Raw genomic sequence first — 15,803 nt, forward strand, 5'->3', positions numbered from 1 at the left:
CTCCCGCGCCGCCGCAACCACCGACCCCGCGAGCCGCTCCCCGGGCCGCTCCCCGAGCCGCGAGAGCGGGCTGCTCGCGGCGGTGTGCGCGAGCGGCCCGCTCTCGCGGCTCGGGGAGCGGCCCGGGGAGCGGCTCGCGGGGTCGGTGGTTGCGGCGGCGCGGGAGATCGCGGCGTCGCTCGGGGGGTAGGCCTCCTGCAGGCCGGGGTGGTTTCTGGTATATCCGGACGGGCTGGTTTTCGAGGAGAAGAAGCTTTTTCGAAGAGAAGGTGTATCGGTGGCGCAAGAGTACAGGACCTATTCTCCAGCGTACTGCTTCGGGTGCGGGGCCGAGAACCCCATCGGGCTGCACCTGGATATAGAGTTCGAGGAAGGAGGGGTGGCGCGGGCACTCTTCACCCCGCAGAGGCCGCACTCGGGCTATCCGAACATGGTGCACGGCGGGATCGTGGCGACGCTTCTGGACGAGGTGCTGGCGCAGGCCGTCTACAACGAGCGGGAGGGTGCGGTGACGGCGAAGATGGAGACCACCTTCCGCCGGCCGCTCGAGCCCGGCGAGACGGTGGAGGTCAGGGGGTGGGTCGAGAGCATCCGGGGGCGCAGGATCGTCTCGCGCGGCGAGATCCGGCGGGCGGAGGACGGGGCTCTGATCGCCGAGGCGCGCGGGGTCTTCATGAGCCTGAGGGGCGGAGACACGCCCGGGCAGGGATGACGCTGAGGCCGGCCGAAGTTATACTCGTGTGCTGCACGCTCCGCGAGAGTTCCGAGGAGGACGTTTTGGATCCGACCCCGTCGAAAGACGAGAGGCACCCGCGCCGGTGGCCGCGCTAGCGGCCGGTCATCCCACACCTCCGAAGGAAGAAGCCTCATCGAAGAGGGAGCGCGAACGTTCACGGCGCTCCCGGTAAATCCGTAGAACAGAACACTTGGAGCACTCTGGAGAGAAGATGGAGCGGGAACGGAGAGCGCGGGTCTTCAGCGGGATACAACCGAGCGGGAACCTCCACATCGGCAACTACCTGGGGGCGCTCAAGAACTGGGTCGCCATCCAGGACGACTACGAGAACTACTTCTGCATCGTCGATCTGCACGCGCTCACCGTGCCGCAGGACCCTAAGGAGCTCAGGAGGAAGATCCGGGAGGTCGCCGCGATATACCTGGCGGCCGGGCTCGACCCCGGGCGGTGCGTCATCTTCCGGCAGAGCCGGGTCCCGGCGCACGCCGAGCTGTGCTGGCTGCTGAACGGCATCGCGCGCTTCGGGGAGCTCTCGCGGATGACCCAGTTCAAGGACAAGACCAGGAAGGAAGGGACAGAGAGCGCGAGCGCGGGCCTCTTCGATTACCCGGTGCTCATGGCCGCGGACATCCTGCTCTACAACGCCCAGCTGGTGCCGGTCGGCGACGACCAGAGGCAGCACCTCGAGCTCACCCGCACGCTCGCCCGCAGGTTCAACCACCTCTACGGCGAGACCTTCGTCGTGCCGGAGCCGATGATCATGAAGAGCGGGGCGCGGGTGATGGCGCTCGATGATCCGACCGAGAAGATGAGCAAGAGCTCCCCGCGGCCGGGGAGCTACATCTCCATCCTGGACGAGCCGGATGCGATCCGGCGCAAGGTCCGCCGCGCCGTCACCGACTCGGGCACCGAGATCAAAGCGTCCCCCGAGAAGCCAGCAATAACCAACCTCCTCGACATCTACTCGGCCACGACCGGCCGCCCGGTCGAGGAGATCGAGGATGAATACCGGGGCAGGGGCTACGGCCAGTTCAAGCAGGATCTCGCCGAGGCCATCGTCGAGGTCCTCTCCCCGGTGCGCGAGAGGGCGCTCGCGCTGCTCGACGATCCGCGCGGGCTTGACGAGTTGCTCGAGCGCGGGGCGGAGAAGGCCCGGGAGGTCTCCCGTCCGATCCTCGCGAGCGCGCAGGCGAAGATGGGCCTCTGATGGCGGGGGACGTCAGGGGCAAGATCCTGCAGGTGCTGCGGGCCATCCCCAAAGGCGTGCTCTACTCGACGACCGACTGGCACAGGATCACGGGTGAGGACAAGCGTGAGATCCGACGCACGCTGGACGACCTGGAGCGAGAAGGCGTGATAGAGCGGCTCGAGAGCGGACGTCCGGACAAGCCGCTCTACCGGCTCAAGGGAGGCTCAGGAGGAGATGAACCGGCTTAGGAGCATACTCGACCGGATAGACCGCAGAGGGTACGGGGCCTACAAGGACCTGCAGGGCTCCTACGACTTCGAGCGGTTCACCCTGACGATAGACAGGGTACAGCGCGACCCCTTCGCCCCGCCCTCGCTCATCCGCGTCCGCACCCGGGACAACCGCTTCGACCCGGCGCTGTTCTCCAACCCGGTGCGCAAATTCGCCCTGGAGGACTTCCTGACGCGCAGGGTGGACGCGGCCATCCGCAGGATCGTGCGCGGGAACCGCGGCTCGGGCGGGAGCGGCCGGGTCGAGATACAGCGCCCCTCGCAGGTGGTGCTGCCGCGCACCTCGATGGTCGTTCACAGAGACTACGTGGAGGCGCGCATGGCGGTGGGCCTCCCCGCGCGCGGCCGCACCGTCGACGCCCGCGCCGCCCGGGCGGTCCTGCTCGACGAGCTCCCCAAGGTGGTGGGAGCCTCGCTCGTCCCGGCCGGGGTGGACGAGGAGGCGGCCCGCTTCCACGTCGAGACGATAGAGGACGCCGAGCACCTGCGCGGCATGCTCCCCTCCCTCGGGCTCGTGGCTTTCGTTGCCGACGGGGCCGTACTGCCGCGGGAGAGTGGGGCGAGCGACAGGCCACTCACCGGCGGCGCCGTCCCCTTCGAGAGCCCGGAGGAGCTCAGGGTGACCGTCGAGCTCCCCAACCGCGGCGAGATCACCGGGATGGGCATCCCGGAGGGGGTCACGCTCATCGCGGGCGGGGGTTTCCACGGCAAGAGCACGCTGCTCGAGGCGCTCTCCTGGGGCGTCTACGACCACGTCCCCGGTGACGGGAGAGAGCTCGTGGTCACCCGCGAGGACGCGGTGAAGATCCGGGCCGAAGACGGCCGCAGCGTCGCCGGGGTGGACATCTCCGGGACCATCGGCGAGCTGCCCGGCGGGCGCACCACCGAGAACTTCTCCACGCCGAACGCCTCCGGCTCGACCTCCCAGGCGGCGAACATCGCCGAGGCGCTTGAGGTGGGAACCTCGCTGCTTCTGGTCGACGAGGACACCAGCGCGACGAACTTCATGATCCGGGACGAGAGGATGCGCGAGCTGGTGCGCAAGGAGCCAATAACCCCCTTCGTCGACCTGGCGCGCCCGCTGTACAACACCCTGGGCGTCTCGACGGTCGTGGTCATAGGCGGCGTCGGGGCGTACCTCGACGTGGCCGACCGCGTGATCCTGATGGAGGATTACCACCCCCACGACGCGACCGACCGGGCGCGCGAGGTGACCGAACGCTTCCCGGTCAAGATCGAGGGCGACGGACACGTCTCGCTCCCGAAAGGTAGGCGCGTCCGGGCCACCTCCATAGACCTCAGGCGCGGCCGGCGCGAGACGGCGCGCGGCAAAGGACTCTCCACCATCGAGCTCGGCCGCGAGCGGGTCGACCTCTCCTACGTCGAGCAGCTCGCCGAGCCCGGCCAGACCGAGGCCATAGCACGCATCATCGGAGAGTTCGCCTCCTCCGGCAAGAGCCGGGCGGTAAGGGAGGTCGTCGAGGCGGCGATCACGGGCCTCGAGAGCGGAGGACTCGATTCCCTGGGCGGCTTCCGCGGCCACCCCGGCCAGATGAGCCTCCCCCGTCCGCAGGAGATAGCCGCAGCGATAAACCGTATCCGCTCGCTCGAGGCCACGACTGAACGACACTGAACCCTGGCCACCTGGCCATTTTTCCCGCCGCACCCCGCAAAACCTCTTGTGCGGGGTGCTCCGTTACGCATAATTACCGGTAAATAAATAGTTTGACTCCCAAAGAGGAGGGGGCTTTTGAGACTCAAGATTGCTCTTTCGCCCGAAGATGGCATCCTGTGCCTTCCCCTGCAGTACAACAGCACCCTGCAGGGGTTCATCTACGCTAACCTCGACCGGGCCCTTTCGGGCTGGTTGCACGAGGAGGGACACGCCTACGAGAAGCGACGCTTCAAGCTCTTCGTCTTCTCCCGGCTCTTTGGGAAGCGTGAGATCTCGAAGGGCAGGGTACGCTTCTTGCGGGGAGCCCATTTCTACCTCTCCTCGGCCGACCCGGACGTGCTCTGCTCGCTGGGGGAGCACCTGCTGAGGAAACCATCCGTGGAGCTCGGCAGGAGGAGTTGTCTCGTGGAAGAGGTCGCCGTGGAGCCCGAGCCGGAGATGAACGGGGGGAAGCCCGTGATCGTCAGGGCCCTCTCCCCCATCACCGCCTACACGACGCTCGCCGCACCCGATGGCAAAAAGAAGACCTATTACTACTCACCTTACGAAGAGGAGTGGAGCAAGTCCCTGGTGGACAACATCAAACGCAAGGTTTTGGCGCTGGGCTGGGATACAGACCCCGAGGAGGATCTGGAAGAGGCGAGCATCAGGCCGTACCGGGTGCGGAGCGCGGACCAGAAGGTCCTGCGCTTCAAGGGCACCGTCGTCAAGGGTTGGATGGGCCTCTACGAGCTGAGGATGCCCCGTCCGTACCTGCAGCTCGCCTACGACACCGGCTTGGGAAGCAAGAACTCACAAGAATCTGGCATACCTTCCACAACACGGGGGTCAAAACGGTAGGTTATCCTGACTCGGGTCTTCCCCTTCTCGTCGCGTCCTGCGGATATCTCCTCGACGAGCAGCCGTACCAGCTTTTGGCGGACGTCGAAGGCTTCGGGGGTGTCGGCCTCCACCTCCCCGATACGCCGCCTGAGCTCTGCGAGGTACGCGCCGGCTGACTCCGCGAGCTCCCTCTTCTGGTCCTTTTTAGCGAGGTCGCTCTTCGTTGCCTCTATGAGGAGCTGCAGGTTCTCGGTCCTCAGGCGGAGGTCCTCGAGGTAGGAGCCAAGCTCCTCGTCGTCCAGGTGTCCCATGGCGTACATCCTGACGTAGCGGTCCTTCTCGGCATGCTTCGCAGCGAGGCGTCTCTCGAGGTCGGCGAGGCGGTCCTCGAGCTCTCTTTTCTCGCCTTCCGTATCGAGCTGCTCCTTTAGCCTCTCCAGAAGAGAGCCTGGGTCCTGGAGAAACCGACGCACATCAGACCACACCAGGGACTCTATCCACTCGGCGCGTATGTATGGCGCATGCCCGCGGGTGGCCTTGGGGTTTTTCTCCCTGCGGGTGCGGTGGTCGTTCGCACACCTGTAGTAGTAGAGCTTCTTGTTCTTGCTCCTCGTCGGGTGGCCGACATAGGCTCCTCCGCAGACCTCGCAGCGCATGAGGCCGCTAAGGAGGTACTTGCGGTCCGTGGGGCGGTTGTAGCGGCGCTTGTTCTCGGAGAGACTCTCTATGGCGCGCCGCTGCAGAGAGGGCTCTACTATGGCCGGGGTCTTTCTGACTATCGGGTCTTTCCCCCCGTTTGCCCGGATGAGGTGCTCCCCGCTGTAGGCACCCTGACGGCAGATATTGTGTATCGTCCTGGTCGACCAGGCGGGGCCGTGCTGGCGCTCCCTCCCGCGGTACTTCATCCCCGGAGCCGGCACGCCGAGCGAGTTCAGACGCTCCGCCTCTGAGTAGAGCGTCCCTCCAGAGGCTATGTTGGAGATAATCTGCCGGACCACACGAGCCTCCTCCTCGACCACCACGAAGGTGCCGTCTTCGCCTATGTCGTAGCCGTAGGGGATTCGTCCCGACTGTTTTCCGGCCCGGTAGGCCCGGTGCAGGCCGTGCGTGGTCCTCTCGCGTATCGTCCCGCGCTCGAACTCGGCGAAGGAGGCGAGCATCTGGAAAATGAGCCGGCCCGCAGGTGTGGAGGTGTCTACCGGCTCGGTCGCGCTCTTTAGCGCTACCTTCGCCGCCTCGAGCCGGTCGTGTGCGTCAACGGTGACAAGGAGCGTCCGGCCTAGCCGGTCGAGCTTGTACACCAGCACCACACCGAAGGCCCCTTCGCTGGCTGCCTCCAGCATCTGCCTCCCAGCCGACCTCTCGTGTACCGGGACCGTCCCGGAGACTCCCTCATCACGGTAGGTTTCCACGACCGTAAGGCCGTAGAGCGAGGCGTACTGGGTGAGAAACTCCTCCTGCGTTGCCATCGACATCCGCTCGACCTGTTCCTCGGAGGAGACGCGCATGTACAGCGCGACGCGGCCTTCCCCTTCCCTCTCTGGCATAGCGGCAGTTTAGCCGAGAGATTAGCCGGACGCTAGGAGAGTAGGTCGACCAGAGAGACGCCCAGAGCACAGGCGATACGGTAGAGGGTGGAGAGCCTTGGGTTCGACTCGCCGCGTTCGACGAGCGAGAGGCCATTGCGCGTCATTTCGCACTCTGCGGCGAGCTCTTCGAGCGTCATCTTACGCTCTTTCCTGAGGGACCGTATCCGGGTCCCCACTCGCCGCTGAAGTTCCTCCAGGCCCTCGGTCTTCACGTGGAGCAGTCTACCATACCTTGCGAAATATTTTTGGAAATTTTTTCCAAATACACTTGACACACCTCCTGCCTCCTACTATACTTGGAAACGTAAAGAGAAGACTAGAAAGGAGAGGAAATGGACCTCCGGAAGGCGAAGAGAATAGGTCGGGAGTGGAAGAAGCAGGGCGGAGAGATTCGGGTCGTTATGGAGGACGGTGGAGAGCTCGACCGGTACGAGCTCTCCGAGGCCATCAAACGCTACCTCATCCGGACGGACCGCGATGAGGCAAACGGGATTGTCCGGACTGCCTCGTTTGTCGGCCGGGACGGTGCCGAGCGTACCATCCGGTGGGTCAGCCCCGGGGCATATACCCTATCTACCCCGTCCGGGGAGTACGAGTACTCCTCAACCAAAATTGAGGAGTACATGAGGAAGCAGCGTGGTGCGGAGTTTGTCCTCCGCACCGGAGAAGAGGGGAGGTAAGGAAGTGGCTCTTTACAAGGAACTGGAGGCCTACCGGATGAAGATGGTGGACCTCCTTGAGAGGCAGGAGGACGCGGGTGACCCCCAAGCGGAGGCCACCCGCGAGATAATCGCGGTGCTGGCGGCCGAGCAGGATGGGATCCTCCAGCGGTCTTATAACCGTGGCTGGGAGGATTACCAGGCAGGCCGGTTCGTGCGTGGGATACTCCCCGCGCACCTGGCGAGTTACTACCGCCGTCGCGGCTTTACCGAAGTCGATGCGGACTTCTCCGACCTCAGCGAGGACGAGAAGGAACATTACCGCAGTCCGTTCCGCTTCTACGGCCCAGACGGACTGGGCCGTAGTTAGAAGAAAGGAGAGTCGTGAGCTGCGAAATCTGCGGCGGGGTGACCACCTGCCCGGGAGGGAAATACTCCCTCGTCTTGCGTCCACCGGACGAGTATGTCCGGAACGCGGAGAAGGTGGACCAGCTCCCGGGCTGGACCCGGACTCATACCACCGGCCACGGGAAATGGTTCGTCCAGGATGCCGGGCCTAGCGGCACCCGGCTTGAGCTGGTCGGGGCCAAGCAGGCCCGGCGCGTCGAGGCCCACTACGGCGTTGAGCCACGGTGGGTCGGCATGTGCACGTACGCAGTGTACGTGCGCTGAAGGAGAAGGGAGGAAGAGTGACCGCTATCGTTCTTACGAAAGACTATCGGTTCCTTCTGGTCGAGAGAAGGTTTTGCGACGAGGAGGAGAGAAACCGGCACTACGCCGTTGAGATGCCGCGCACATGGAACGGTATCGTCTACGATATCGACGCGTACCGTCGCCTCGCGAAGAGTCGCAGCCTCGCGTTTGTGGACGAGACCACGAAGGGAAATGACGACCATCCGTTCTCCGGCCCCTACTCCGGGGAGCCGGAGACTTTCGATGTCGGGGGTTACCGGGTTATCTCCATACTCCTCCCCTGGGAGGCTCGTGTGGTGCTTCGCCAGTGGGAGCGTGGTGAGTCCCCGGATTGGGACTCTCTCACTCCAGAGTGCGTGGCCGCTGGTCACGGCCGGGAGAAAGAGAGAATGCTCCTCCGCTCCGCGTGGCATATTGACGAGGGGGGCGTAGCGCGGGAACGGCTGGATATCCCTTGGCCGGACCAGGAGGCCGTACGGCAGACCGAGGCCGGACGGCTGGCGGTGAAGAGGCTTTGGAACTCCTGGGCCTCTGCGTATGCCGGCTACGAGGAGTCCAGCGTACCTGGTACGCCTTTCTACGAGTAGAGGAGGTTGGAATGATAGTCCTTGAGACATATCCCGCCGGCGAGAAGTCCTACGACGGGGGGGAGTACGGTTTTTGGACCGAATACTCCCCGGAGAACGGACTCGTCCGGAGGAGGTTCCGCACCACGTCGGGCGGCTTCTTCTACTGCCCGACCTGCGGAGTCTTTGGGGGGGTGTGGGGCGGCTGCTCCACATACCACCCCGAAGAAGAGGAAGACGGCGCGCTCATATCCATCGAGCGCGCCGTGGAGGAGATATCCTCCGAGGTCGGAGGCCGGAAACCCCCGGAGGAGATCCGCTCTGACCTCCTCTCCGGGGATAGGAGGGTCTACTACTCCCTCTCCTACGAGAGGGAGTTGCAGTCCCGCGGCTAGAGGAGGCTCTCCTGCCTCCGAGCCCCCGGCCATCCGGCCGGGGGCTTTGTCTTGGTCTTGACCGAAAAGATTTAAGACGCCTAGAATGATCTTGCAGGTAGGAGAAACCAAAGGGAGGGATGCGTATGAGGAGAGTGGTCTATCTTTGCGCACTATGTGCGCTGCTTATGCTAGCGTTTGCGCCAGCAGCGTTAGCCCAGGCAGACAAAGATTGTTCGGACTTTGCCACACAGCCACAGGCGCAAGCCTACTTCACCTCGCACGGCGGCAGCGCCTCGAACAACTTTGACAATCTCGACGCCGACCATGACGGGATAGCATGTGAGAGCCTGCCGGGAGGCAGCGCGCCGGCAAGCTCCGCGCCTGCCAGCAGCACGCCTGCGTCGAGCGCGCCAGCCACGAGCACTCCTGCTTCCAGTGCTCCCGCTGCACAGCAGTATTCCACTCCGTCGACAGGGACCGAGATGGGCGCCGGCGGGAACCTGCCGCTGCCGAACACCGGCGGGCCGAGCCTGCTTCTGCCGCTCGGGACGGGCGTCCTTGCCGCCGGTGCTCTGCTCATGATCATCACCAGGCGCCGGTAGAGTTCACAGTGAAGAAGCTCCTACCTGCACTGGTTGTCCTGCTCCTCGTGCTCTCCGGGTGCGGGGGGCAGGGCTCCGCCTCCAGCAGCACGTCCTCAAGCCCAGAGGCGCAGCAGGCCAAGATCGGCGGCAGGACGGGCGCGAAGCCAGCCAGGAACAACCATGTAGCGCACCACACGCCACCGGCAACACACCTGAAGAAAAAACCTGCCCCAGCCAGCAAGCCAAAAGCGAGCAGCAAGCCGGCGAGATCGGCAAGCACGCCCGTCTCCGCTGGCCTCGCTTCTCGTGGCACCGTGGTCACCGTCACCCGCGTGGTGGACGGGGATACGATCTACGTCTCTCCTGCAGTGGACGGTCTGACCGACGTAAGGTTGATCGGAGTGGACACTCCAGAGACTCATAAACCCGGAACGCCGGTACAACCGTATGGGCCACAGGCCGCGCAGTTTACTACTTCTCACCTCGCTGGTAGAAAGGTCGCACTTGAGACCGACGTCGAGAAGGTCGATCCGTACGACAGGCTCCTCGCCTACGTATGGACCTCGCCGAACACGATGTTCAACGAGGTTCTGCTAAAAGAGGGATACGCGCAACTCGCCACCTTCCCGCCCAACGTGAAGTACGTGGAGCGGTTCAGGGAAGATCAGGCCGAAGCGCGGGCGGCAGGGCGCGGGCTCTGGGGACTTCCACCTAGCCAGCTCTGTCAGGAAACCGACAGAGGAAACGGGATAGGCGGCGGCTGTTCTACCACGCCGGCGTCTAGCTCACCAGTATCCAGCGCACCCGTAAGCCCTGCTCCAGCTCCCAGTCCGCCGTCAAGCGGTGCTGCGCCTCCGACCGGTAAGAGCGACTACGACTGCTCAGACTTTCAGACGCAGGCCGAAGCTCAACGCTATCTCTTGCCCGGAGATCCTTACCACCTCGATGCCGACGGGGACGGCATAGCGTGCGACTCGCTGCCTTAGCAGAAGGTTTCCTCTGGGGACCTCAAGGAAATCCACCATACCGTCCCTTGCATTTACTCACGATATGGTGTATATTACGGTCATGGCGGAGAAGGCCGGCATAGTCCAGAGGCTTAAAGAGAGGTTCGGGCTTACCCCCTATTTCGAGGACAACGTGGTAAACAACCCCGCCCGCGAGCACCTGCTTCCCTACGTCGAAGCCGCGATAGACGAGGCGGAGGCGAGGGAGGTTCAGGAAGATAGCAAGGTCCGCCACTTCTGGTATGTGGAGGAGCTTGGGTACCACATCCGGGTAATCACCACCGGAGAGGGAAGGCTCTTCAACGCCCACGAGGACAGTAACTACACCCGCAAACAGAGGAGGCGAAAGCAGTGAGGCTCAGATACTACCCTGAGACAGATTCGCTCTACGTGGACCTGAGGCCAAGAGAGGAGCAGTCTTACCGGCAAGGAGAGCACGGCTCGCAGGTGGTCGTCTCCGACGAGATGGTCGTGGACCTCGACGCCGACGGAAAGCCTGTGGGCATAGACATCCACAGTTTCGCCTCCAGGATCGTAGACCTCTCCCGGCTCGAGCTCGACGGCGTATCCCTCGGCAGATTCACGGCCGGGCTCGCGAAGGCAGGAGCCTGATTTGTCGCTCGAAGGTTACGAGACATCCGCCCAGGCAGCCGAGAGGTACGGCATCGACCAGAGCCAGGTGCGCCGCTACTGCGAGGCCGGGCGCATCCCCGGTGCAGTCAAGGTCGCCAACCGCTGGCTCATTCCCAGGGATGCCTGGCCGGAGCAAACCGGCTTCGGCCGCCCCCCCGAATGGACCAAAAAAGTTTCGGCGAGTTCTTAAAGCCTCCTGAAGAAAGCAAGGCCCTCCGGGGAGGTGGCCCCCAGTGCCAAACTGGGGGCCTAATCTTTTTGCCCGGATTGCCGGCCTTTTCTAGTCGGCGTGACAAACTGCCGGGAGGCGAAACCTAAAATCAGGATTATCAGGGAGTCCAGGACGCTCTTCACCTGGTCTCCCTGATTAGAGCTCAGGTAACCGAGCGTCACCACCAGGTTGATTATCGCCGCCACGAGCGAAGTCAACACAACCGGCTCGTTCTTAATCCTCTCCAGTATTCTCCCGGAAGGACTGCGTACTTCTCCTTCCTGGTGCGGCATCAGTTCTCCTCCCTCTCGTCCAGGAGCTGGTACTCGCAGGCATTGAGCGGCAGGTACGAGCCGCAGCAGACCTCCGGCACGCCGTCTCTGGCCAAGACCACCTCGACGACCTCCCCTGCTCCGAACCTCTCCCCCGAGAGCGAACGGACCTCGGCGAGGAGCACGGCGCGCACTAGCTCCTCCTCACAAACGCCTCAAAACCGGCCTTCTTGAGGTGCGCGGCGAGCTCTTCTGCGTTCTTGCGCTCGGAGAACGCACCGCACTGCACGCGCCAGAAGCCGCTCTTTACGACGTAGGTGTCGAATCCGGCCTTCTTCAGACGCGAGGCGAGAGTATCCGCATTGCTCTTCTGGTTGAACGCTCCGACCTGCACGCGCCAGAGTCCTTTTTGCGGGGCGGGCCTCACTCCACCACCGGAGAGGTACTTCTTCACCAGAGAGAGGTAGCGCTCCCAGTCCCAGTACGGCCCCGGGTCGTGGTGGCCTCCTCCGGCCGCACCGAGGTCAGAGTGTGCGCAGATACCGTGAGAGGTCGAGCGTACCGGCGGTATGCCGTGCCGGTGGCAGATACCGGCCGCTATCTTCGCCGAAGTCTCGTACATCTCCTCGGTGTAGTAGCGGCCAGTGGAGGCGTATCCCTCGTGCTCGATGGACACCGTAAAACCATTATCGTAAGCGACCGCCCAGCAAGCATACTGCTCTCCGACCATCTGGCAGTTCTCCCCGTGTGAACCGACAGCATAGTGAGAAGAAACTTGAGAGGATGGGTTACGCAGCCAGGAAACTCCGGCCTGGTAACTCGACTCCATGTCGTGAACGACTATTACTCGAATCCTCGAATCTCCATAGGCGGAGCGAGAGGAGTAGTTTGGGCTGGCCAGATACTCACTCGCGTAATAATCGGGGGGCTCGAGGGCAGCAATCTCAGCCTTGATCGCCTCCACGGCCTCTCTGATCTCCCGCTCTGGCGTAACCAGCCTCTGCACGCCTCCGCTTTGATCATGGGCCAGACAACCGCCAGGGTGCTGTTCGGTCATGGCATCTCCTTTCTCTTTTAGGGTTTTAGGTATTACTATGCGGGCTTGGTATAATTTAAGGAGTTATGCAAAGAGGCCCCGGCGCTGCGGGAACAGCCCGGGGCGTGGCCCACAGGAGGTTGGTCCCGTGGACAGCCAGAAGTTTAAGCGTTGCTCGCGCTGCCGCCAAATCAAGCCTCTTTCCGAGTTCTGCAAAAACCGTAGCCGTAAGGACGGATATCACCACCGGTGCAAGGCTTGCCACAAGCTCGATTACGACGAAGCCCTGGCCAAGCGAAGAGCCAGGCGTCCTCCTAAACCACCCAAACCCGCCAAACAACTAAAGCTAGACTTGAGAACCGGCAGCCAGCGCCGCCGCAAACCCCGGGTGGTGCTTCTCTGCGAGCATTGCGGCGTAGCGTTCGAGGTGCTACCACACCTTGCGAAACATAGGCGGTTTTGCTCTCAAGAATGCTCCAATCGGTTCAACCGGGGGCAGAATAGCGCCCGATACAAGGGCGGCTCCATAGACGGCAGCGGCTACCGATTGCTGTGCGTTGATGGCAAACGGGTTAGGGAGCACCGGGTTGTTATGGAGCAGCATCTCGGACGCCCCTTACATCCCAACGAGCACGTACATCATATCAACGGCAACAAGCTCGACAATAGGATCGAGAACCTACGCCTTGTATCCCCCAGCGAGCATAGCGGGCTGCATCGCCACAAGCGAAATAACAAAGGGCAGTTTTTGAACTAGAGGTCGGTTTGCACGGCGGCCCAGATCTCATGCGCCGGGGCGGCGAGCCTTTCGGCGCCACCAGATTGGTCTTCGTGCATGCATCCTTTATGTTCAGGCATTGCCTACCTCCTTTTCTCGACTGCCGTACAGACAACAGCTCCAGGGACGTTTAGGAGCGTCTCGAAGTCTTTTGCCGTAAACCTCCCTCCACCGTCATTTCCCCAATCTCTCCCCCACGAGTTGCGGAAGTAGAACCAGTCGTCCTCCTTCCCGCCGTGCCAATAGACGGCCAGTACTGCCACGCAGTGCCAGCCACGTACACCGGAGCGCGTATCTACAGGCGTGTAGCCGTACTCTCCCTCTGGGGTATCCATCGAGTGAAACCACGGCACTCCTATCACCACGGGACCGTGGTTTAAGAGCCAGAGCGCGCTCTCCTCCGCATCCTTCGCGAAGGCGTAGGAGGAGATATGCCCCCACATCTTCATCACCTTCGCCCCCGAGCGTACGTCGGTCCCTTCCTGCCCGCTCCTCCAGTCGCCGGGGAACTGGTCTATCTCGGTTGCCTTCTCGTATATCTTCCTCGCGTAGGACTCACCGGCCGTGTGCGGGAAGGGCTCTGCGTCATACCAGTGGCAAAAACCGTTCCCCACGCAAGAGCCTTCGGCCCGCTGGTCGAGCCTCACCTCGCACCGCCAGTGCCTCTCGCCGGAAGTCCTCTCCAGCTCCTGAGGAGCCGCGAGGTAGTCCTTTAGCAGGAAGTCGCGATGGTCTGCGAGCGTTGGCCTCGCGTCGAGTTTCGGCATATTCTCCACGGATATCTCCTCTCTTGGTTTCTAGGACGCCTCCCGGGCGGGGACTCTCGGGAGGCCCAGTGCGCTCCGGGCAGTCGAGCCCCGCGAGCCTCGCGCGCCACAGCACCATGACGTTGTCCGCGAGAGTCGCCCGGACGTAGAGGGTGTCGCCGTCTACGACCGGTCCTCTCTTCCCGGACGGGCTCTTTGACGGCTCGGCGTAGAAGATGTTGTTGGGCTTCGGGGGCGCCGGTCCTGCAACCTCAGTCATGTCTTCTCCTCCACGGATAAGGCCATATCTGGTATGAGAGGCACCCCAGGTAGTAGCCGACGGCGAAGACTACGGCAGAGACGAGGTTTACGAACATGGCGGAGCCTACGAACGCATAGGCAAGCGCCTGGTAGAGGTCCGGGACGAGGTGGAAACCGTATATGCTCCTCAGTGTCACGAGCGCCACGATTGCCCAGAAGGTGACGGCAAGGCCGAGCTTGGAGTAGGTGAAGGCCACGAGCCACACCGACGCCTTCCCTTCCTCCCCGCGGCGGATGAGGAGGAGGTGGCCAATTCCGAGCACGCTCTCTGAGATGGCGAAGAGCGTGTAGATGAAAAGTGCCTCTGCTAAGTCGTAGTCGATGTAGGAGAGGAGGAAGAAGAGCACGAAGGCGAGGGGAGTGAGGACGAAGAGAAGAAGCGGGAGCCGGCGCGCTATCCTCGATGCAATGATTCGCCTCATCTCCTCCTCCCCCGGATGTTCATCGCCTCATCGAAGTCCCTAGCCGCAAGAGCACGCCTTCTCTCGCGCTCTTCTATCCTTCTTCTCTGGGCCCACACCTTCCTCTCCTGCTCTTCGCGGTCTGTGCCGTACACCTTGGCCATGAGGTCTTCGAGCACCTTCCTAGCTTTCATGCCCGGCCGCCCCTCTGAGCTCCTGGAGCTCTTCCTTTAGCTCTTCTACCTGCGAGGTCAGCGCCTCTATCCGTGCGCCTTGGCGCGCTATCTCCTCGCGGTATTTCGCCACGTTCTCGGTTAGTTCCAGGACGGTTTGGTTTAGTTTTTCGTTCTCCTCCTCCAGCGCGTCGTTTCTCTTCCTCTCTGACTCGTAGACGAAATATGGGACGAGGAAGTGAAACCGCGTCATGCCGAGGAGGACGGCGGCGAGCACGACAAGGGCTCCGGCCGGGCCGACGAGGAGGGAGGCTGCGTCGTTGGGGCTCACGGGGAGGGCCGGCCGTTCTCCTGGAGCTGCTGTATGTGGAGAAGGAGCTGCCTTCTCTCGCGGCTCATGTCCCTGAGCTCCCGGGCCATCTCGAGCTCGCTCTGCTGGGAGGCGCGGTACGCCTCCTGGGTCTTCGCGAGCTCCTCGCGCAAAAACTCCACCTGCTCCTCAAGGGCAGAGAGCCTCTCTTCCTTCTCCCCCGAGGTCTTTGTCTTCTCGTCAGGCACCACTCGTTCCTTTCTGCTCTAGGTACTTCTGTATCGCCTGGTCTATTACGGTCTTCGTTATAGAAGAGGGGGAGCGCATCAAGAACAAGCGGACGAATTTCGCACACCAGCAGAGTCGTAGGCTTGTGAACCGCTATGGTTTCATCGCTGTTGAAGACCTCTCGGTGAACCGGTTGACCAGGAACCATTGTCTCGCCAAGAGCATTGCGGACGCAGCGTGGTGTGACCTCACTCAAAAACTCTCGTACAAGGCAGCATGGGCCGGTCGGGAGTTCGTGAAGGTCAATCCCGCCTACACTTCGCAAGACTGTAGTGCTTGTGGTCATCGGCAAGTCATGCCTCTCTCTTGTAGGGTGTATGACTGTCCGAACTGCGGCCTCTCTCTTGACCGGGACGTGAACGCCGCAAAGAACATCTTGAGACTGGGGCTACAGTCTCAGCCGGAGTATCCGGCAAGAAGCCCCCTGCTTTAGCGGGGGGAGTAGTC

At 62.8% G+C, this 15,803-nt stretch carries 27 protein-coding genes and 2 pseudogenes; 19 read left to right on the forward strand and 10 right to left on the reverse strand.

The window, feature by feature from the left end; all coding sequences use genetic code 11:
• The 6 genes and pseudogenes from PJB24_RS09880 to cas6 all read left to right on the forward strand — a co-directional run.
• Positions 1-190, forward strand: a pseudogene (locus PJB24_RS09880) (hypothetical protein); the annotation flags it as partial.
• 87 nt (positions 191-277) lie between these two features.
• Positions 278-712: a PaaI family thioesterase gene (locus tag PJB24_RS09885; RefSeq protein ID WP_273845330.1), complete on the forward strand. Its 435-nt coding sequence runs from the start codon at positions 278-280 to the stop codon at positions 710-712.
• A gap of 235 nt (positions 713-947) precedes the next feature.
• Positions 948-1,943: a tryptophan--tRNA ligase gene (trpS, locus tag PJB24_RS09890; protein WP_273845332.1), complete on the forward strand. Its 996-nt coding sequence runs from the start codon at positions 948-950 to the stop codon at positions 1,941-1,943.
• On the forward strand, positions 1,943-2,173 hold the full coding sequence (locus PJB24_RS09895) for a hypothetical protein (RefSeq protein WP_273845334.1): 231 nt from the start codon (positions 1,943-1,945) through the stop codon (positions 2,171-2,173). Before trpS ends, PJB24_RS09895 begins: the two co-directional genes overlap by 1 nt.
• The gene (locus tag PJB24_RS09900; RefSeq protein WP_273845336.1) at positions 2,160-3,848 is read left to right on the forward strand and encodes an ABC-ATPase domain-containing protein; all 1,689 of its coding nucleotides are present in this window, start codon (positions 2,160-2,162) and stop codon (positions 3,846-3,848) included. Before PJB24_RS09895 ends, PJB24_RS09900 begins: the two co-directional genes overlap by 14 nt.
• Before the next feature lie 117 nt (positions 3,849-3,965).
• Positions 3,966-4,730, forward strand: coding sequence for a CRISPR-associated endoribonuclease Cas6 (gene cas6 / locus PJB24_RS09905; protein ID WP_273845338.1), 765 nt, complete (start codon positions 3,966-3,968; stop codon positions 4,728-4,730).
• On the opposite strand, the gene PJB24_RS09910 is transcribed toward cas6, so the two are convergent.
• Both PJB24_RS09910 and PJB24_RS09915 read right to left on the reverse strand, forming a co-directional pair.
• Positions 4,655-6,259, reverse strand: coding sequence for a recombinase family protein (locus tag PJB24_RS09910; protein WP_273845340.1), 1,605 nt, complete (start codon positions 6,257-6,259; stop codon positions 4,655-4,657). The genes cas6 and PJB24_RS09910 overlap by 76 nt on opposite strands.
• A 32-nt stretch (positions 6,260-6,291) precedes the next feature.
• A complete protein-coding gene (locus PJB24_RS09915) occupies positions 6,292-6,576 on the reverse strand; it encodes a helix-turn-helix domain-containing protein (protein WP_337959018.1) in 285 nt (94 codons plus the stop codon).
• A 57-nt stretch (positions 6,577-6,633) separates the two neighbouring features.
• Between PJB24_RS09915 and PJB24_RS09920 the strand changes: the two genes are divergently transcribed.
• From PJB24_RS09920 to PJB24_RS09965, 11 genes and pseudogenes are all read left to right on the forward strand, one after another.
• Complete coding sequence (locus PJB24_RS09920; protein WP_273845344.1) at positions 6,634-6,981, forward strand: hypothetical protein; 348 nt, start codon at positions 6,634-6,636, stop codon at positions 6,979-6,981.
• A gap of 4 nt (positions 6,982-6,985) precedes the next feature.
• A complete protein-coding gene (locus PJB24_RS09925) occupies positions 6,986-7,330 on the forward strand; it encodes a hypothetical protein (protein ID WP_273845346.1) in 345 nt (114 codons plus the stop codon).
• A gap of 14 nt (positions 7,331-7,344) precedes the next feature.
• Entirely contained in the window at positions 7,345-7,632 is a 288-nt protein-coding gene (locus PJB24_RS09930; RefSeq protein WP_273845348.1) for a hypothetical protein, read from the forward strand.
• Positions 7,633-7,649: 17 nt separating this feature from the next.
• A complete protein-coding gene (locus tag PJB24_RS09935) occupies positions 7,650-8,240 on the forward strand; it encodes a hypothetical protein (protein ID WP_273845350.1) in 591 nt (196 codons plus the stop codon).
• A gap of 11 nt (positions 8,241-8,251) precedes the next feature.
• A complete protein-coding gene (locus tag PJB24_RS09940; protein ID WP_273845352.1) occupies positions 8,252-8,614 on the forward strand; it encodes a hypothetical protein in 363 nt (120 codons plus the stop codon).
• 167 nt (positions 8,615-8,781) lie between these two features.
• Positions 8,782-8,928, forward strand: a pseudogene (locus tag PJB24_RS15915) (hypothetical protein); the annotation flags it as partial.
• 150 nt (positions 8,929-9,078) lie between these two features.
• Positions 9,079-9,198, forward strand: coding sequence for an LPXTG cell wall anchor domain-containing protein (locus tag PJB24_RS09945; protein ID WP_273845354.1), 120 nt, complete (start codon positions 9,079-9,081; stop codon positions 9,196-9,198).
• A gap of 8 nt (positions 9,199-9,206) precedes the next feature.
• Complete coding sequence (locus PJB24_RS09950) at positions 9,207-10,166, forward strand: thermonuclease family protein (RefSeq protein ID WP_273845356.1); 960 nt, start codon at positions 9,207-9,209, stop codon at positions 10,164-10,166.
• A gap of 82 nt (positions 10,167-10,248) precedes the next feature.
• Complete coding sequence (locus PJB24_RS09955; protein WP_273845358.1) at positions 10,249-10,542, forward strand: hypothetical protein; 294 nt, start codon at positions 10,249-10,251, stop codon at positions 10,540-10,542.
• On the forward strand, positions 10,539-10,799 hold the full coding sequence (locus tag PJB24_RS09960; RefSeq protein ID WP_273845361.1) for a DUF2283 domain-containing protein: 261 nt from the start codon (positions 10,539-10,541) through the stop codon (positions 10,797-10,799). The genes PJB24_RS09955 and PJB24_RS09960 overlap by 4 nt, the downstream gene beginning before the upstream one ends.
• 1 nt (position 10,800) lies before the next feature.
• Positions 10,801-11,010, forward strand: a complete 210-nt coding sequence (locus tag PJB24_RS09965) for a helix-turn-helix domain-containing protein (protein ID WP_273845364.1) — start codon at positions 10,801-10,803, stop codon at positions 11,008-11,010.
• Positions 11,011-11,069: 59 nt separating this feature from the next.
• Here the strand turns inward: PJB24_RS09965 and PJB24_RS09970 are convergent, their stop codons facing one another.
• The 3 genes from PJB24_RS09970 to PJB24_RS09980 are packed head-to-tail and all read right to left on the reverse strand — an operon-like array spanning position 11,070 to position 12,360.
• Positions 11,070-11,324: a hypothetical protein gene (locus PJB24_RS09970; RefSeq protein WP_273845366.1), complete on the reverse strand. Its 255-nt coding sequence runs from the start codon at positions 11,322-11,324 to the stop codon at positions 11,070-11,072.
• Entirely contained in the window at positions 11,324-11,497 is a 174-nt protein-coding gene (locus PJB24_RS09975) for a hypothetical protein (RefSeq protein WP_273845369.1), read from the reverse strand. Before PJB24_RS09975 ends, PJB24_RS09970 begins: the two co-directional genes overlap by 1 nt.
• The gene (locus PJB24_RS09980; RefSeq protein WP_273845371.1) at positions 11,497-12,360 is read right to left on the reverse strand and encodes an N-acetylmuramoyl-L-alanine amidase; all 864 of its coding nucleotides are present in this window, start codon (positions 12,358-12,360) and stop codon (positions 11,497-11,499) included. Before PJB24_RS09980 ends, PJB24_RS09975 begins: the two co-directional genes overlap by 1 nt.
• A 127-nt stretch (positions 12,361-12,487) precedes the next feature.
• On the opposite strand from PJB24_RS09980, the gene PJB24_RS09985 reads away from it, so the two are divergent.
• Positions 12,488-13,096 carry an HNH endonuclease gene (locus PJB24_RS09985; RefSeq protein WP_273845372.1) on the forward strand — a complete coding sequence of 203 codons (609 nt, stop codon included), beginning with the start codon at positions 12,488-12,490 and terminating at the stop codon, positions 13,094-13,096.
• A 104-nt stretch (positions 13,097-13,200) separates the two neighbouring features.
• Here PJB24_RS09985 and PJB24_RS09990 read toward each other — a convergent pair whose 3' ends face one another.
• The 5 genes from PJB24_RS09990 to PJB24_RS10010 all read right to left on the reverse strand — a co-directional run bounded on the left by PJB24_RS09990 (position 13,201) and on the right by PJB24_RS10010 (position 15,316).
• Positions 13,201-13,884 carry a C1 family peptidase gene (locus tag PJB24_RS09990; protein ID WP_273845607.1) on the reverse strand — a complete coding sequence of 228 codons (684 nt, stop codon included), beginning with the start codon at positions 13,882-13,884 and terminating at the stop codon, positions 13,201-13,203.
• Positions 13,885-14,135: 251 nt separating this feature from the next.
• A complete protein-coding gene (locus PJB24_RS09995) occupies positions 14,136-14,606 on the reverse strand; it encodes a hypothetical protein (protein WP_273845373.1) in 471 nt (156 codons plus the stop codon).
• Positions 14,603-14,779 carry a hypothetical protein gene (locus PJB24_RS10000; protein WP_273845374.1) on the reverse strand — a complete coding sequence of 59 codons (177 nt, stop codon included), beginning with the start codon at positions 14,777-14,779 and terminating at the stop codon, positions 14,603-14,605. Before PJB24_RS10000 ends, PJB24_RS09995 begins: the two co-directional genes overlap by 4 nt.
• Entirely contained in the window at positions 14,769-15,089 is a 321-nt protein-coding gene (locus PJB24_RS10005; protein WP_273845375.1) for a hypothetical protein, read from the reverse strand. Before PJB24_RS10005 ends, PJB24_RS10000 begins: the two co-directional genes overlap by 11 nt.
• Positions 15,086-15,316 carry a hypothetical protein gene (locus tag PJB24_RS10010; protein ID WP_273845377.1) on the reverse strand — a complete coding sequence of 77 codons (231 nt, stop codon included), beginning with the start codon at positions 15,314-15,316 and terminating at the stop codon, positions 15,086-15,088. Before PJB24_RS10010 ends, PJB24_RS10005 begins: the two co-directional genes overlap by 4 nt.
• Here PJB24_RS10010 and PJB24_RS15920 point away from each other — a divergent pair.
• Positions 15,298-15,789, forward strand: coding sequence for an RNA-guided endonuclease InsQ/TnpB family protein (locus tag PJB24_RS15920; protein WP_420541924.1), 492 nt, complete (start codon positions 15,298-15,300; stop codon positions 15,787-15,789). The two genes, PJB24_RS10010 and PJB24_RS15920, sit on opposite strands and share 19 nt — an antisense overlap.
• Positions 15,790-15,803 lie beyond the last annotated feature (14 nt).

This window comes from Rubrobacter calidifluminis, assembly GCF_028617075.1.
Taxonomy (GTDB): Bacteria; Actinomycetota; Rubrobacteria; order Rubrobacterales; family Rubrobacteraceae; genus Rubrobacter_E; species Rubrobacter_E calidifluminis.

Coding starts and splice junctions, on each gene's coding strand:
- trpS (WP_273845332.1), top strand. CDS start 948: ATGGAGCGGGAACGGAGAGCGCGGGTCTTCAGCGGGATACAACCGAGC.
- PJB24_RS09895 (WP_273845334.1), top strand. CDS start 1,943: ATGGCGGGGGACGTCAGGGGCAAGATCCTGCAGGTGCTGCGGGCCATC.
- PJB24_RS09900 (WP_273845336.1), top strand. CDS start 2,160: ATGAACCGGCTTAGGAGCATACTCGACCGGATAGACCGCAGAGGGTAC.
- PJB24_RS09910 (WP_273845340.1), bottom strand. CDS start 6,259: ATGCCAGAGAGGGAAGGGGAAGGCCGCGTCGCGCTGTACATGCGCGTC.
- PJB24_RS09920 (WP_273845344.1), top strand. CDS start 6,634: ATGGACCTCCGGAAGGCGAAGAGAATAGGTCGGGAGTGGAAGAAGCAG.
- PJB24_RS09940 (WP_273845352.1), top strand. CDS start 8,252: ATGATAGTCCTTGAGACATATCCCGCCGGCGAGAAGTCCTACGACGGG.
- PJB24_RS09945 (WP_273845354.1), top strand. CDS start 9,079: ATGGGCGCCGGCGGGAACCTGCCGCTGCCGAACACCGGCGGGCCGAGC.
- PJB24_RS09955 (WP_273845358.1), top strand. CDS start 10,249: ATGGCGGAGAAGGCCGGCATAGTCCAGAGGCTTAAAGAGAGGTTCGGG.
- PJB24_RS09970 (WP_273845366.1), bottom strand. CDS start 11,324: ATGCCGCACCAGGAAGGAGAAGTACGCAGTCCTTCCGGGAGAATACTG.
- PJB24_RS09980 (WP_273845371.1), bottom strand. CDS start 12,360: ATGACCGAACAGCACCCTGGCGGTTGTCTGGCCCATGATCAAAGCGGA.
- PJB24_RS09990 (WP_273845607.1), bottom strand. CDS start 13,884: ATGCCGAAACTCGACGCGAGGCCAACGCTCGCAGACCATCGCGACTTC.
- PJB24_RS09995 (WP_273845373.1), bottom strand. CDS start 14,606: ATGAGGCGAATCATTGCATCGAGGATAGCGCGCCGGCTCCCGCTTCTT.
- PJB24_RS10000 (WP_273845374.1), bottom strand. CDS start 14,779: ATGAAAGCTAGGAAGGTGCTCGAAGACCTCATGGCCAAGGTGTACGGC.